We start from the raw sequence: 16,124 nt of genomic DNA on the forward strand, positions 1-16,124 counted from the left end.
CGAGCTTCGTGCTCGGCGTTATTTTGTATCGAGTTGTAACGACTGGACGTTCGTCCGTTCTAAGAAGGCATTCGAGATCATAATCAATCCCGTGATGATGAACAGGGCAGAAAATCCGAAGTGTGCCACGATTTGGGATCCAAATAGCGGTCCGAGTAGATTCCCCATGAACTGAGCGGACTGATTGTATGAAAAGATGCGCCCCGTCGCAGAGACCGGCGTATGCTGGCGCAGTAGCGATTGAACGGACGGCATCAAGGCGGCCGTTGCGAACCCGATTCCGAAACGCAACAAGATGAGTTGAGTCGTTGAGGTAACGAATGCTTGCGGAATCAAGAAGAGGCTATAGAGGAGCAGTGCCCAAAACAAGATGCGCTCCGCTCCGTGTCTGTCCGATAACCGTCCGAGACGCTGCGCCGAAACGAGAGCGGCCAGTCCCGGAGCGGAGGCGACAATCCCTGCCATGAAGGCGAGCGCGGTAGTGTTCGGATTCAATTCACGTACGTATAATGTCAAGAGTGGTCCGATGGATTGTGTCGAGAACTGAATGAGGAACGTTGTCACAAACAGACCGACAATCAACTGTGGATGTCGCAGTGAGGCGAAAATCGATTTCATCGACGCGAGTTCTTCGCGTTTCACTGGGACAAAATCTTCTTTTACGAACCAAAGCGTGATGAGGAACGTCAGGAAGAGTGCACTTCCGGTAAAGAGAAAAACGGATCGAAGCCCAATCCAGTCTGCGAGCAGTCCGCCGATGAGGGGACCGAGTAGACCACCAGTGATTCCACCGGTTGACAGGGTACCGAGCGCCCAGCCACTTTTCTCTTTTGGTGTCTGAGATGCGACTAACGTGATGCCGGCTGAAATAAATCCAGACACGGCCCCCATGAGTAAACGCAACCCGACGAGTTGATATACGTCTTGGACGAAGCTGATGAGGAACATGACGATGGCCATCCCGAGACTGGCTCGGATGAGCATCAGCTTTCTTCCTTTTCGGTCAGCCAAGCGTCCCCACATCGGAGAGACGATGGCGGCTACGAGGAACGTCGCGCCGAACGCAATCGCAGACCAAGTGACGACGTGGTCCGGATCCTTTACCCCGAGTTGTTCGATGAACAATGGGAGGAATGGAAGGACGAGGCTCATCGACGCGGCGGTCAAGAAGCTACCGATCCAAACAACCATTAAATTTCGTTTCCATAGAGGTATCGTAAGCGTCACGACCTTTCTTATTCAATTTGTAGTCAACACTCTATATACTACACTTTGTGAACTAAAAAGTCCAAAAAAAGAGAAGGTGTGACCCTTCTCATTGATTGCTTAATACGGTGATATGATTGACTTGGCGAATGACCTGATCCTCATATAATACATAGACAGGTCCGTCAGTAAGTACTTTTCCGTCTTTTGAAAATTGTAAATATACGCGCGATGCCTCGCTGAGCGATAGAGTCAATATGGTCTCACCGTAAAAACGGACATGTGTCGCGAGCTCAATCGGTTCGGCATTGTTTAAAAAAGGCGCGAGCGGCATGGCGAACGAGTCGCGTAATGCTGCATCCTTGTCTTGTCGCGACATCGGTTTGTTGTGGTCGATTCGAGTTCCTTGTGACAATCCGTCATCCCATGCTTTCCCCATTTTCGCATAGTATGCCTCACGGTCATTCTCCGTCACCGAGTCCAAATCTTCAATCTTTCGTTTTCGTTCGTCAAAAATCCATACGGTCGGGTCGATCGTCAGACTGTGGCGAACCGCTCCATCAAGTGGAAAAATCATGCTTATATCCCCCTTCATACACATTACACGTTTCATTATAGCGCTCTTTCTCGTAAAATGGAAAAGAGGAAGAATGTCGCGTTCATTCATACTGTACATTGAATTATGATGAAAGATAATGTACAGTTGAGTTATGACAAACAGTCTGTCATCGTACGGAGGAGGGGTCGTAGTGGCGACAAATTTGGCTGCAATCCAACGGGAGCAAGCGCTTCAGTTACTCGAGGCGGATGCTGAAAAAATCCGTTGTCTGATTGAAGTGCAGTTAGAAAACCTAAAAATGCCGAAGTGCCCGCTTTATGAAGAGGTGCTTGATACACATATGTTTGGACTATCGCGCCAAATTGATTTCGCGGTTCGTCTTGGACTCATTTCAGACATTGAAGGTAAAGGACTGCTCGATTCATTGGAACAAAAGTTATCTGCCTTGGCAGAAGCTTCAGAATTATGAACCTTATACTCAAACTGTGCAAGAGGCGCTGTTTGAGTATTTTTTTATAAGGGTTGTCGGATTGTTTTACATAAGGAAGTGAATACATGAAAACACGGTTTCGGTATTTTGATTTTGCGTTGTTCTTGTCAGTGCTCTTACTCGTTGGGCTAAGCTCCATCATGATTTATAGTGCGAGTGTTTGGAATCGTGGGGATTACGCGAATAGTAGTTTATTCTATCGCCAGCTCGTCTACGTTGGCATTGGAATCTTTGTCTATTTGATTGCGACGTTGTTCCGATATGAGATGTTTCGGAAAAAAGGCATTCGCCTCGGTCTTTATGCGCTTTCTGTCATCTTGCTGTTTGTCACGTGGGCGATGCCGCCATTGAACGGGGCCCGGGCTTGGCTCATCATCGGCGGAATGACCATTCAACCGGTCGAGATTGCCAAATTTGTCCTCATCATACTGCTTGCGAACTACTACCATGAACTATGGAATAATGAGTTGAAAGGACTCCCGGGTCGACTAGCGCGGGCCGCGATCACGAAAAAAGGGTTGCGCGCTCAAATCGGCGCCTTCTTTTTAGTGCCTGTCCTCTTTTACTTCTCGTTCTACGCCATCGCAATCAATGGACAGCCGGATATGGGTGGGTTATTCGTCCTCGGTTCCATCATGTTGCTCATGTGGTTCGGTGTCGGGGCGCCGCTTCGAATTTTGATTCCGGGGATTTTAGCTGGGATGGGTACTGTATTCGTATTGTTCACGACCATCTTCTCGGAGAATCAACGAAGTCGGATTGAGGTCGTGTTCAACCCGTTCATGGACCCGGAAGGATATGGACACCAATTGCTCATGTCGATCATCTCGATCGTACATGGTGGATTGACCGGAGTCGGACTCGGGAACAGTTTTCAAAAGTATGGGTATTTGCCAGAACCAGAAACCGACTATATCATGTCGATCATTGCGGAGGAGTTAGGGTTCTTCGGTGTATTGACGGTTTTGGTCCTACTCTTCTTCATCGCCTTTCGCGCGATTCATATCGCCAATCATGCGGATAGTCACTTTGCGATGTTCGTATCGTTTGGGATTGCCTCACAAATTATGATCCAGACGGCCATCAATATCGGTGCGATGTCCGGTTGGTTCCCAGGGACAGGCGTAACCTTGCCACTGGTCAGTTATGGGGGAACATCGCTTATCATGATGATGGGTGTTCTCGGGGTGCTCAGCAGTATCTCGATGCGTAACCGTCATCGAGAGGCGACACGACGAGAAGAAATTCGGGTGAAGTCAGAAGAAAACGTTCAACGTTCATCACTTCACGTCGTCAGGTAAGGAAACAAACAAACTTCATTAACGGGGGGATTTCATTTGAAACCAATTAAAAAGTTACTTGTTGCAAACCGTGGGGAAATTGCCATTCGCGTATTTCGAGCGGCGACAGAGTTAGGCATTCGAACGGTAGCTGTCTATTCACAAGAAGATAGCGGTTCCTTACATCGCTTTAAAGCCGATGAGGCCTACTTGATCGGTGTAGACAAAAAGCCGATCGATGCGTATCTCGATATCGAAGACGTGATTCGAATCGCTAAGGAGTCAGGCAGTGATGCGATTCACCCGGGATATGGTTTCCTTTCAGAGAATATTGAACTCGCACGACGTTGCCGTGAAGAGGGCATCATCTTTGTCGGACCGCATGAGTCACATTTACATGCGTTCGGGGATAAGGTACGAGCACGTCAGAGTGCGATTGCTGCGGGTCTTCCTGTCATTCCGGGTTCGGATGGACCGCTCACATCATATGAAGACGCGGAAACATTTGCGAACGAGCACGGATTCCCGCTCATGGTCAAAGCGTCGATGGGTGGCGGAGGCCGCGGAATGCGTGTCATTCGTACAGAAGCAGAAATGAAAGATTTGATTGAACGTGCAAAATCAGAAGCGAAGCAGGCGTTCGGTTCTGACGAAGTGTACATAGAAAAACTCGTCGAACGTCCGAAACACATCGAGGTGCAGATTCTTGGAGATGAGCACGGTCACATCATCCACTTGTTCGAGCGTGACTGTTCGGTTCAGCGCCGTCACCAAAAAGTCGTCGAAGTGGCGCCGTGTGTGACCTTGTCTGATGCATCACGCCAAGCGATTTGTGATGCGGCGGTCCAACTCATGCGTCACGTCGGTTACGTCAACGCCGGTACGGTCGAATTCTTGGTGACCGAGGACGAGTCGTTCTACTTCATCGAGGTCAACCCACGTATTCAAGTGGAACATACGATCACAGAGATGGTCACAGGCTTTGATATCGTTCAAACACAATTGATGATCGCGCAAGGTGAGTCGCTCCACGGCGATATGATTCAAATGCCGAAGCAAGAAGACATTAAACTTCTCGGTTATGCGATTCAATCACGTGTTACGTCTGAAGACCCAGGCAACAACTTCATGCCGGATACTGGGAAAATCATGGCTTACCGTTCTCCAGGCGGCTTTGGTGTCCGTCTTGACGGTGGAAATGCGTATGTCGGTGCAGAGATTTCACCGTACTACGATTCACTTCTCGTGAAATTGTCCACACATGGCATGACATTCGAACAAGCGGCCTCGAAGATGGTTCGAAACTTGAACGAGTTCCGGATTCGCGGAATCAAGACGAACATTCCGTTCTTGATTAACGTCATGAAGCACCCGAACTTTATCAATGGAGATTACAACACGTCATTCATCGATGAGACGCCAGAACTGTTCGTCTTCCCGAAACGAAAAGACCGTGGGACGAAACTGTTGAACTATATCGGGGACGTGACGGTGAATGGATTCCCGGGTGTCGGTCTGAAAGACAAGCCGATCAGCCGTTCGGTGCGAATCCCACATGACCTCCCAGCAGAAGCGAAGCCAGGGACGAAACAAATTCTTACAGAGCTTGGACCGGACGGCCTCGCCGATTGGATCAAACGTCAACCGGAATTGTTGCTGACGGATACGACGATGCGAGATGCCCATCAATCGTTGCTCGCGACGCGCATGCGGACACAGGACATTTTGAACATTGCCGAACCGACAAGCAAACTCATGCCAGAATTGTTCTCGGTCGAGGCGTGGGGTGGAGCGACGTTCGACGTCGCCTACCGCTTCTTATCCGAAGACCCATGGGTACGTCTCATGAAGCTTCGTGAGAAGATGCCGAACGTCTTGATTCAAATGTTGCTACGCGGTGCGAATGCGGTCGGATACAAAAACTATGCAGACAACGTCATTGAGAAATTCGTACACGAAGCGGCATATGCCGGAGTCGACGTGTTCCGAATCTTTGACAGTCTCAACAACTTAGAATCGATTCAATTGGCAATCGATGCGACACTTCCGACTGGGAAAGTGGCGGAGGCGGCCATCTGTTATACGGGAGACTTGTACGATGGCAACCGTCCGAAGTACCACCTTCCGTATTATATCGACCTCGCGAAGAAACTTGAGGCGAGTGGTGCGCATATCTTAGCAATCAAAGATATGGCCGGTCTATTGAAGCCGGAATCGGCCTATGCACTCGTATCGGCATTGAAAGACGCCGTGGACTTACCAATCCACTTGCATACACACGATGCTTCCGGTAACGGGATCTTCACCTATGCTCGTGCGACAGATGCCGGTGTCGATATCGTTGACGTTGCAGCGAGCTCGATGTCAGGGATGACGTCACAGCCTTCAGGTGGAAGTTTGGTCTACGCGCTCAACCACCACGAACGTCAGCCGAAGGTCGACCCGAAACAATATGAGATCATCAGTGACTACTGGCAAGACGTGCGTCATAACTATGAACCGTTTGAAAGTGATATGCGTGCCCCGCATCCATCCGTGTATGAGCACGAGATGCCGGGTGGACAATATTCAAACCTCCAACAGCAGGCGAAAGCGGTCGGGCTTGGAGACCGTTGGGGCGAAGTCAAGGCGATGTATGCCCGAGTGAACATGTTGTTCGGGGACATTGTCAAGGTGACGCCGTCATCTAAAGTTGTCGGTGATATGGCGCTCTTCATGGTCCAGCATAACTTGACGGAAGAAGATGTGATGACGCGCGGACACCAGTTGGACTTCCCGGACTCGGTCGTCGAAATGATGCGTGGTGAATTGGGGACGCCTCCAGGTGGATTCCCGAAAGATGTACAACAAGTCATCTTGAAAGGGGTAGAGCCATTAAACGTTCGTCCTGGTAAATTGATCAAGCCATATGACTTTGAATCGGCACGCCAAGAACTATTCGAAAAATTCGAGCGACCGGTGACGGACTTTGAACTTCTTGCCCATGCGCTTTATCCGAAAGTGTACGAAGACTATATCAAACATACAACGACCTACGGGGATGTATCGGTGCTCGACACGTTGACGTTCTTCTACGGATTAAACGTCGGGGAGACAATCCAAGTTGAAATCGAGACAGGAAAAACATTAATCATCAAGCTCGTACAAGTGAGTGCGGCGAATGAAGATGGCATCCGTCTCGTCTCGTATGAGATGAACGGGGTACCACGTGAAATCGAGATTAAAGATGTCAATGTCAAATCGGCAACGACAAGCCGTCCGAAAGTCGATCGTTCGAACGCCAAACAAGTCGGTGCATCGATGCCGGGGTCTGTCTTGAAAGTATTGGTCGAACCAGGAAGTCGCGTTCACCGTGGGGAGCAGTTGCTCGTCACAGAAGCGATGAAGATGGAAACGACAATTCAAGCGGCACAAGATGGTGAGATTAAGGCCATCCATATTAAAGAAGGCGACACAATACAAAGTGACGACTTGTTGATTGAATTTGTATAATCAAAAGAAGCATAGCGCGCTATGCTTCTTTTTTGTAGATGGGAGTGGAAATCATGAGACGAGTATGTTGGTTTCGTTCAGATTTTAGACTGACCGATAATCATATGTTACACCGTGTATTGAAAGATATGGGGGAAGGCGATGACCTAGACTTCGTCTTTTGGTTGAATCCGAAATACTGTCACCCATTCGAAGTGCGGCATGACTATTTCTTCTCGACGATGCGAACGTTCATGGATGATTTAGAAGCGAAAGGGTTAGGGCTTCGTGTCCTCGTCGCGGAGACGGAGGATGCGTTCGTGAAACAGCTCGGCGAGATGGATGTGCTCTATTTTAATGCGGAGTATGTGGAACCGTTCAAACAGCGGGATGACCGTGTGATTGAAGCACTTAGTGAAGATGTAAAGGTAGTGCGACTTTTAGATCGTCATCTGTTTCATCCCGATGCGTTCCGTACAAAAAGTGGCGATCCCTATAAGGTGTTCACCCCGTTCAAAAAAGCGGCGTATGCCGAACAGCCACCCGCACCATATGAGGTTGATGTCGATCGTTTATCTCAGTACATCCGTTCAAAGAATGAACAACCGAGTGAACTGAAAGAGCTCTTCAAGCGATGTAAACGTGAATGGAAAGGGCTAGGGGAAACGGAAGCGAAGAAGCGATTGACCCGCTTTGTCAATGATCGCATGGTCGATTATGACGAGAAGCGTGACATTCCGAGCATCGCCGGGACGAGTCGACTATCTCCTTATTTACGGACAGGTGTGTTGTCGATTCGCACGATCGCCGAACAAGTGTTGTCGGCGAGACAATCAAAAGGGCGCGACACGTATTATGATGAGCTGTTGTGGCGCGAATTTTATTACATGGTCATGGCAAAGTTCCACGGATTGAAAGATCAACCGTTCAATGATAAATACAAGTCACTTGAATGGGAGGACAATGAAGAGCAGTTCGAAAAGTGGTGTAACGGGGAAACGGGGTATCCAATCGTCGACGCGGCGATGCGTCAGTTGAACGAGACCGGGTGGATGCACAACCGCCTACGCATGATTGTCGCATCTTTCCTATCGAAACATCTCCTTCTCGATTGGCGAAAAGGGGAACGGTATTTCGAGCAAAAGCTGATCGATTATGAGGCAGCGTCGAATATCGGGGGATGGCAATGGGCGGCCTCAGTCGGGACGGACGCTGTTCCGTATTTCCGTATTTTCAATCCGACGACGCAATCCGAGCGATTTGACCCTGATGGGACGTTCATCCGGAAGTATGTGCCGGAGCTGAAACATATAACAGATAAATCGATTCACTTTCCGGACCCGTCAGAGCGAGACAACTATGCCCTGCCAATCGTCGATCATAAAGAAGCGAGAGAGCGTGCCCTCGAACGATTTAAAGCATTGTAAACTAAAAAGCGCCGTGGCGCTTTTTAGTTTGGTTATCCGTTCATGTTTTTCAATTGTGCCCCGTCTTGTCGCGCTGTCGACCGATACGCGTGATAAGAGAGGTATGACAGGATACCGAAGTAGCACGTGATCAAGAATGCGTGAAGGAGCGGAACGTAAGTCGCGTGTCCCCCAAGAACGATCCATGCACCTGTACCGACTTGAAGCAGGATGAAGAAGAGAGACGCCATCATGCCGCGCTCAATCAATCGATTCATTTCTTTACGTGCCAAGTAAAGAACATACAACGTGTACAAGACGAGTAGCCCGGCCATCACACGGTGTCCCATCTGCACATACGACTCAAACGTCCACACTTCTTGTTCACAAATCGGCCAACCGACACAAGCATATGTAGCACCGAGGTGACGGACGTAAGCTCCGGTGTAGACGACAATCATCGTATAGATCGAGAGACCGTAAAGATGAGATCTCAACCGTCTCGATACGACTTGATGCTCTCGGTCACCTTCGAATAACAGAATCGTCAAAATGAGTAACGATGCGAACGACACGAGAGAAATGCCGAAATGAAGGGCCAGGATGGCGTCCGACTGTTGCCAAATGACCGCGCCCGCTCCAATGATCGATTGGATGAGCATAAAGATAAATGCGAGAAACGCGAAGATTTTCACATCGACCCGATGTTTGACCGCGATGAACGTCCAAATGGCGAGCGCAATGATGAGAAGACCTTCGATTCCGGAGACTACCCGGTGACTGTATTCGATCATCGTTTCAACGCTTGGGTTGGTTGGGATTAATTTTCCATGACAGAGTGGCCAGTCCGTCCCACAACCATCTCCTGAATCCGTCTTCGTCACGGTTCCACCCATGATGAGGACAAGCATCATCCCGAGGGTGACAAACCCTGAGAAAAACGCGAGTTTTTTATGCATGCAATACCACCTGCTTCTAATCAAAATCCGTTAAAAATGTACCTTGTTTATTTATATTTTTTTCGCCATACTTATTATACGGCTTTCTGTTCAAAAAACGAAATGGAAAAGCTTGCAATCGTTATCAAAAACGTTATTCTAATATTAGTAAAGCACATAAGGTGTGACAAATATCACACTATTGACACAAAAAACTCGCTATTTTACAAGCATAAAGGGCGTATTTTATAAAAAAATATGGTATCTTTGTAGAGAGTTAAGTGTATTTTGTTCATATTGTGTTTTTTATGTGAAGAGAATGCGAGGATTTCGTGATTATGTGGGGGGGTCAGTATGACAAAAGTCAACCCAGGGATGATGGTAGATGTAGAGTATACAGAATCAACGTCATTCCGAGATTACGTCGCCTTAGCGAAGATGGGAATCGTTCGCGCCAACCTGTTGTTGGTGTTTGCAGGATTCTTCGTGGCAGCGACGTACCAGAGCGATACGCCAGTCCTTTACTTGTTTGAAGTTTGGCCACAGCTCTTATTAACGATGTTAGGAAGCGCACTCGTGATTTCGGGGAGTTGTTACCTAAACAACTTTGTGGACCGAGATATCGATTACTTAATGGATCGTACAGACAATCGACCGAGTGTAACCGGCAAGATTTCAGGAGAGAAGATTCTACTCCTTGGATTGACACAACTTGCAATCGGAACACTACTATTGCTCCTTGTATCGTACGTCGCCGCAGTATTCGGTTTAATCGGGGCATTTTTTTATGTCGTGATTTATACGATGTGGCTGAAGCGTACGAGTACGCTCAATACGGTCGTCGGTAGTATTTCAGGAGCCGTTCCACCGCTCATCGGTTGGGCAGCACTCGATCCGACACTTCATATCGATGCGTGGCTCATGTTCCTTGTCATGTTCTTATGGCAACCACCACACTTCCTGGCGCTCGCCATGCGACGGACGGAAGAGTATCGAGCGGCAGGCATTCCGATGCTTCCGGTCGTGAACGGATTTGCCATCACGAAACGGCAAATCATCTGGTGGATTGCGACGCTGATTCCGGCATCGCTCTTATTTATGCACTATGGTCTTGTTTACTTGACAGTCGCAGCCGGTTTAGGGGGCTACTGGTTGTATCTCGGATTGAAAGGATTCAACGCCGAGGATGAAATCAAGTGGGCAAACAAAATGTTCTTCTATTCATTAATTTATTTAGTCGTGTGGATTATCGCGCTGATTTTGACAGCACTCTGGTGATCGCACTCACTATATAGAAAACCATTACACATCATTTTGGGAGAAAGTGGGGATTGTTGTGAAATCATTTAAGAAGCTTCTGTTTGGCATCGTCCCGATGATGATGTTCGCAGTCCTGTTATCAGGTTGCGGTCAAGAGGGATTGTCTGCATTGAAGCCGATGGGAGAAGGGGCTGAGCTTCAGCTCCGCATCATTCTCATCAGTTTGGCGATCATGCTCTTCGTACTCATCATCGTCTCGGTCATTTACGTGTACGTGCTCATGAAGTTCCGTCGGAAAGATGAATCGATTCCGAAGCAAGTTGAAGGTAGCAGTACACTCGAGATGATTTGGACAGTCGTTCCGATTATCCTTCTCATCATTCTCGCTGTTCCGACAATCACGACGACTGTCGAACTCGCGAAAGCGAAAGAAGCGAAAAAAGAAGAAGAAATCAACGTTACAGCTAACTTGTACTGGTGGGAATTTGAATATCCAGAAGCAGGTGTTGTGACAGGGCAAGAGCTCGTCATTCCAGTCGGAAAACGAGTCGGCATCAACTTGACGTCTAAAGATGTCATTCACTCATTCTGGGTACCAGCTTTATCTGGTAAGACAGATACGAACCCAGGACTTGATAACGAAATGTGGTTACATGCAAATGAACCAGGTACTTACTACGGGAAATGTGCTGAGCTTTGCGGTCCGTCACATGCCCTTATGGACTTTAAAGTCATCGCGCTCGAGCAAGAAGAATATGATCAATGGCTCGCTGACATGAAAGCCAAGCAAGACGAGAACGGTGAGAAACTCGTCGCAGACAACACGAACTTGACGACAGGTGAAGAAGTGTATGTCCAAAGCTGCATAAGCTGTCACGGCGGCGGTAAAGTGGCACCAAGTTTGACGAACTTCGGTGATCGTGAATGGCTCGCAGGTTACCTCGAAAACAACGAGGACAACTTGAAAGAGTGGATTCGTGACCCGCAAGAGAAGAAACAAGGGGCTCTTATGCCAGGATTCAATGAAGGTCAAATCAGCAACGAAGAATTAGATGCACTCGTTGACTTCTTGTATGAGCAGAAGATTGACTAACGGGAAAAGGGGGATTTCACGTGGCACAGACCACTGCAATGCAGCAATCGCGTAAATACAATGGCATCATGGATTGGATTACGACGGTTGACCACAAAAAAATCGGTATTTTGTATTTGTTCTCAGGAATCTTCTTCCTCCTTCTCGGTGGAATTGAAGCATTACTGATTCGTTGGCAACTCGTCAAACCAATGAACGATTTCGTCAGCGGTGAGACGTTTAACCAGTTGATTACGATGCACGGGACGACGATGATCTTCCTTGCGGCCATGCCGATGCTATTCGGTTTCATGAACGCCGTCGTACCACTTCAAATCGGGGCACGCGACGTTGCGTTCCCATTCATTAACTCATTAGGTTTTTGGTTGTTCTTCTTCGGTGGAGTCATGCTTAACTTGAGCTGGTTCTTCGGAGCAGCACCAAACGCAGGGTGGACGGCTTACGCTCCACTTTCAACACAACCGGAAGCGACAGGGGTAGACTTCTACACTCTCGGTCTTCAGATTTCAGGTTTCGGTTCATTGATGGCCGGGATTAACTTCCTCGTCACCATCTTGAACATGCGTGCGCCAGGAATGAAACTCATGCGTATGCCACTCTTCACATGGACGACTTTCGTTGCATCGGCATTGATCGTCTTCGCATTCCCACCACTTACGGTCGGATTGTTCATGTTGATGTTCGAGCGACTCTTCGGAGCTGCTTATTTTGACCCGGCACTTGGCGGGAACGTTGTCATCTGGGAACACCTTTTCTGGATCTTCGGTCACCCGGAAGTATACATCTTGATCTTACCGGCATTCGGTATTTTCTCGGAAATCATTCCGACATTTTCACGTAAACGCCTCTTCGGTTACACGACGATGGTCTTCGCGACAATGCTCATCGGTTTCCTTGGATTCATGGTTTGGGTTCACCACATGTTCACAGTCGGTCTTGGTCCAGTTGCCAACTCGATTTTCGCTGTTGCAACGATGGCGATTGCCGTACCAACGGGTGTTAAAATCTTTAACTGGCTCTTCACACTGTGGGGCGGTCAAATTAAATTCAACGTCGCCATGCTTTACTCAGTCGCGTTCATTCCTTCATTCCTCGTTGGTGGGATGACAGGGGTTATGCTTTCAGTCGCACCGGCTGACTATCAGTACCACGACAGCTACTTCGTTGTCGCTCACTTCCACTACGTTATCGTAGGTGGGGTTGTATACGGTCTCTTCGCAGGACTTTACTACTGGTTCCCACTCATGTTCGGAAAAGCCCTTTCTGAAAAGCTTGGATACTGGCAGTTCTGGTTGTTCTTTATCGGGTTCCACTTGACGTTCTTCCCGCAACACTTCCTCGGATTGTTCGGTATGCCACGTCGAGTCTTCACATACCTCGATGGTCAAGGTTGGGATACACTCAACATGCTCTCGACAATCGGTGCATTCTTCATGGGTGTGTCAACGATTGTCTTGCTCATCGCTGTTGTGAAAGCTTTCTTATCGAAAGACCGCGTCAAACCAGACCACTGGGGAGACGGACGTACGCTTGAGTGGACACTTCCTGTTCCGACTCCAGAGTACAACTTTGCACAAACACCACTCGTCAAAGGACTTGATACGTTCTGGCTCGAGAAAATGGCAGGCAACAAACGCGTGTCAGTCGCTGAGGAAGTTTCGGACATTCACATGCCGAATAACTCGCTCATTCCGTTCTTCATGTCACTCGGCCTCTTTATCGCAGGACTCGGTGCCATCTTCCAGATGGATAACACGGTCGTCGGTTGGTCATTGATTGGATTTGGATTAGCGATGACGTTCGTCTCGATGTTCCTACGTTCTTGGATTGACGATCACGGCTACTACATTCCGAAGTCACAAGTCGAAGCAGACTTGAAAGCGATTCGTGAGAAAGGAGAACAATAAATGGCACATGCAGTTGAAAAACACCCAGTGACCGGTATCCCGGCCAATCCAGAGAAAGCAACACTGGAAGGGAAAAATAAATATGTGGCCTTCTGGTTCTTCCTTGGTGGAGAGACAGTCCTCTTCGCCTCGCTCTTTGGAACATACGTTGGTCTCTTGAACTCTGGTGCGCCAGAGGAATTACGTTCGTATAACATTTTCGAAATGGAGCTCGTCTTCATCATGACGATGCTCCTCCTCACAAGTTCACTTACAAGTGTCCTTGCGATGATGAACATGAAAGCAAACAATCCAGGGCGTATGAAGCTTTGGTTGATTGTCACACTCCTTCTTGGTGCCGGCTTCCTTGGTGCTGAGATTTACGAGTTCATTCACTACTACCACATCGGTCACACGTTCACATCGAGCGCATTCGGTTCAGCCTTCTATACGTTGGTTGGTTTCCACGGTGCGCACGTAACGTTCGGTCTCCTCTGGATTACGACACTCTTGATTCGTAACTGGAACCGTCCGATCGATGTATACAATGCACCAAAGTTCTATGTATCGAGTCTATATTGGCACTTTATCGACGTTGTTTGGGTCTTCATCTTCTCAATCGTCTACCTCTTAGGGATGGTGAACTAATATGGAAAAACGAGTAATGAACGAATCTCACAAGCAGTTAGAGCTTGAAGTAAAAGCAGAGTCGAAACGTGAGTATCAGCTTCAATTGATCAGTTTCGCAATGATGATTTTACTCACATTCGTGGCATTCGGCGCCGTCTATGCGGAATTGATGCCAGTGTGGGCAGCAGGTGGTTTCTTAATCATCTTGGCGGTCATCCAAGTCTTCCTACAGTTATATATCTTCATGCATATGAATAACCGTGGGAACACATGGATCGTTGTCATGATGTGGCTAGGCATCTTTGTCGCCATCATCACGGTCGCTGCACTCCGCTTACTCATTTGGTAATTGTGACAAAGGATTGAACATCTGTGGAAACACGGATGATTCGGTCCTTTTTCCTTTACTTCAAAAATGAATGAATAGTAATCTTGAAGTGAACGGTTTCAAAGGTTAGGGAGAGAAAGAAAAGGGGTGAACGGATGCTCTGGAATACGTCGGAGCTGCTCAATCAATTTGATTGGCTCACGTTATGGAGTCCGCTGTTCGGATTGCTCATGGTCGGGATTTATGTGTTATACGCCGTCGTGACAGAGAGAATGGCGAAGCGAGGATATGCCTCGACCACGTTATTACAAAAGTTTAGTATGTTGTTTGCGATTGTTTTGTATTACATCGGTTTTGGAAGTCCAATCGATGTCATGGCACATATCATTTTATCGGTGCATATGTTCCAAATGGTGCTCGTCTATATTTTGGCACCGGCACTCGTCGTTTACGGTCTACCGTACTGGGTGTTTGAAAAAGTACTTAGCTTCAAATGGATTGGGCCGACGTTCAAGTTTTTGACGAAGCCACTGATTGCGCTTATTTTATTCAACGCATTGTTCTCGATTTACCATATGCCGGTCGTATTTGACTACGTCTTGACGAACTATGGCGTTCACCGGATTTTCCACGGTGCCCTTCTCGTCTTTAGTTTGACGATGTGGTATCCGGTCATCGTTCCACTCGTCTCAGACGAAGAGGAAGGCATGTCCGATTTGAAACGAATGGTGTACATTATCGCCAACGGGGTCTTATTGACACCTGCCTGTGCGCTCATCATCTTCAGTCAAACGACGCTCTATAATGCGTATACGGACCCGCAGACGTTTGCGACAGTTCTTGGCTACTGTCTCCCGAACGGTGACGTTTCTGGAATCGATTTAGAGGCGTTGATGGGAGCGACGAACAGCGCGCTCGAAGATCAACGATTCGGTGGGGTTCTCATGAAGCTCGGTCAAGAGATCGTGTACGGCTTCTTCTTCGGCTGGACGTTCTTCGGCTGGGTGCGTCGGACGAAATCGCTTGCTCTTGATGAAGGCATGTCATTCACTCCGCAAGAAACAAATGAAAAAAATTAAACAGAACATAAAGGGGAAACATTGATGAACTATCTTGCCTTAATTAGTGTGTCATTCATCGTCATCAGTGCGATTCTTGTCGCCATCGGGTGGGTGATTATCGCAAAAGACCGCAGCAACATCGAAAAACATAAAAAGGTGATGACGGCCGCCGCGATTGCAGCGACGACGTTCTTCATCCTTTACGTCTCACGTACCATTTTTGTCGGCAACACGGCATTCGGAGGACCGGATTCAGTGAAGCCGTTCTATCTCGGTTTTATGATTTTCCATATTCTTCTCGCGACAACAGGTGGTATCCTCGGATTGATTACGCTCTATCTCGGTTATAAAAACAAGATCGAGAAACACCGGAAAATCGGACCGAAAGCGTCAGTCGTCTGGTTCTTCACGGCCATTACGGGTGTGACGGTTTACATTCTTCTCTATGTGGCATATGACCCAGGTGAAACGACGAACGTATTCCGCGCGATAATCGGAGGATAATCCATAGAGAGG

14 protein-coding genes are annotated in these 16,124 nt (G+C 48.1%); 11 read left to right on the forward strand and 3 right to left on the reverse strand.

The window, feature by feature from the left end; translation table 11 throughout:
* Positions 1-18: 18 nt before the first annotated feature.
* Together KNO71_RS07715 and KNO71_RS07720 are read right to left on the reverse strand one after the other, a co-directional pair.
* Positions 19-1,191: a multidrug efflux MFS transporter gene (locus tag KNO71_RS07715; protein WP_240499801.1), complete on the reverse strand. Its 1,173-nt coding sequence runs from the start codon at positions 1,189-1,191 to the stop codon at positions 19-21.
* A gap of 124 nt (positions 1,192-1,315) precedes the next feature.
* Positions 1,316-1,783, reverse strand: coding sequence for a hypothetical protein (locus KNO71_RS07720; RefSeq protein WP_015881275.1), 468 nt, complete (start codon positions 1,781-1,783; stop codon positions 1,316-1,318).
* Between the two features lie 172 nt (positions 1,784-1,955).
* Here KNO71_RS07720 and KNO71_RS07725 point away from each other — a divergent pair, with 172 nt between their 5' ends.
* The 4 genes from KNO71_RS07725 to KNO71_RS07740 all read left to right on the forward strand — a co-directional run bounded on the left by KNO71_RS07725 (position 1,956) and on the right by KNO71_RS07740 (position 8,433).
* Positions 1,956-2,234 (forward strand): Fpa/YlaN family protein, encoded by a 279-nt coding sequence (locus KNO71_RS07725; protein WP_015881276.1) that lies wholly within the window; start codon positions 1,956-1,958, stop codon positions 2,232-2,234.
* 86 nt (positions 2,235-2,320) lie between these two features.
* The gene (locus KNO71_RS07730) at positions 2,321-3,556 is read left to right on the forward strand and encodes an FtsW/RodA/SpoVE family cell cycle protein (RefSeq protein WP_015881277.1); all 1,236 of its coding nucleotides are present in this window, start codon (positions 2,321-2,323) and stop codon (positions 3,554-3,556) included.
* A gap of 36 nt (positions 3,557-3,592) precedes the next feature.
* Positions 3,593-7,027, forward strand: coding sequence for a pyruvate carboxylase (locus tag KNO71_RS07735; protein ID WP_214687887.1), 3,435 nt, complete (start codon positions 3,593-3,595; stop codon positions 7,025-7,027).
* 53 nt (positions 7,028-7,080) lie between these two features.
* Complete coding sequence (locus KNO71_RS07740) at positions 7,081-8,433, forward strand: cryptochrome/photolyase family protein (protein ID WP_214687888.1); 1,353 nt, start codon at positions 7,081-7,083, stop codon at positions 8,431-8,433.
* Between the two features lie 32 nt (positions 8,434-8,465).
* Here KNO71_RS07740 and KNO71_RS07745 read toward each other — a convergent pair whose 3' ends face one another.
* Entirely contained in the window at positions 8,466-9,371 is a 906-nt protein-coding gene (locus KNO71_RS07745) for a COX15/CtaA family protein (protein ID WP_015881280.1), read from the reverse strand.
* A gap of 333 nt (positions 9,372-9,704) precedes the next feature.
* On the opposite strand from KNO71_RS07745, the gene cyoE reads away from it, so the two are divergent.
* The 7 genes from cyoE to KNO71_RS07780 all read left to right on the forward strand — a co-directional run bounded on the left by cyoE (position 9,705) and on the right by KNO71_RS07780 (position 16,112).
* Positions 9,705-10,628 (forward strand): heme o synthase, encoded by a 924-nt coding sequence (gene cyoE / locus KNO71_RS07750; protein WP_015881281.1) that lies wholly within the window; start codon positions 9,705-9,707, stop codon positions 10,626-10,628.
* Between the two features lie 97 nt (positions 10,629-10,725).
* A complete protein-coding gene (gene coxB, locus KNO71_RS07755) occupies positions 10,726-11,703 on the forward strand; it encodes a cytochrome c oxidase subunit II (RefSeq protein WP_214687953.1) in 978 nt (325 codons plus the stop codon).
* A gap of 38 nt (positions 11,704-11,741) precedes the next feature.
* Positions 11,742-13,610, forward strand: coding sequence for a cytochrome c oxidase subunit I (gene ctaD / locus KNO71_RS07760; RefSeq protein WP_214687954.1), 1,869 nt, complete (start codon positions 11,742-11,744; stop codon positions 13,608-13,610).
* Entirely contained in the window at positions 13,611-14,237 is a 627-nt protein-coding gene (locus KNO71_RS07765; RefSeq protein ID WP_015881284.1) for a cytochrome (ubi)quinol oxidase subunit III, read from the forward strand.
* Position 14,238: 1 nt separating this feature from the next.
* Positions 14,239-14,568: a cytochrome C oxidase subunit IV family protein gene (locus KNO71_RS07770; protein ID WP_078146634.1), complete on the forward strand. Its 330-nt coding sequence runs from the start codon at positions 14,239-14,241 to the stop codon at positions 14,566-14,568.
* A gap of 134 nt (positions 14,569-14,702) precedes the next feature.
* Positions 14,703-15,626, forward strand: coding sequence for a cytochrome c oxidase assembly protein (locus KNO71_RS07775; RefSeq protein WP_078146635.1), 924 nt, complete (start codon positions 14,703-14,705; stop codon positions 15,624-15,626).
* Positions 15,627-15,650: 24 nt separating this feature from the next.
* A complete protein-coding gene (locus tag KNO71_RS07780; RefSeq protein ID WP_015881287.1) occupies positions 15,651-16,112 on the forward strand; it encodes a DUF420 domain-containing protein in 462 nt (153 codons plus the stop codon).
* The last annotated feature ends 12 nt before the right edge of the window (positions 16,113-16,124 follow it).

The sequence above is a fragment of the Exiguobacterium sp. s163 genome (assembly GCF_018617135.1).
Classification (GTDB): domain Bacteria; phylum Bacillota; class Bacilli; order Exiguobacteriales; family Exiguobacteriaceae; genus Exiguobacterium; species Exiguobacterium profundum.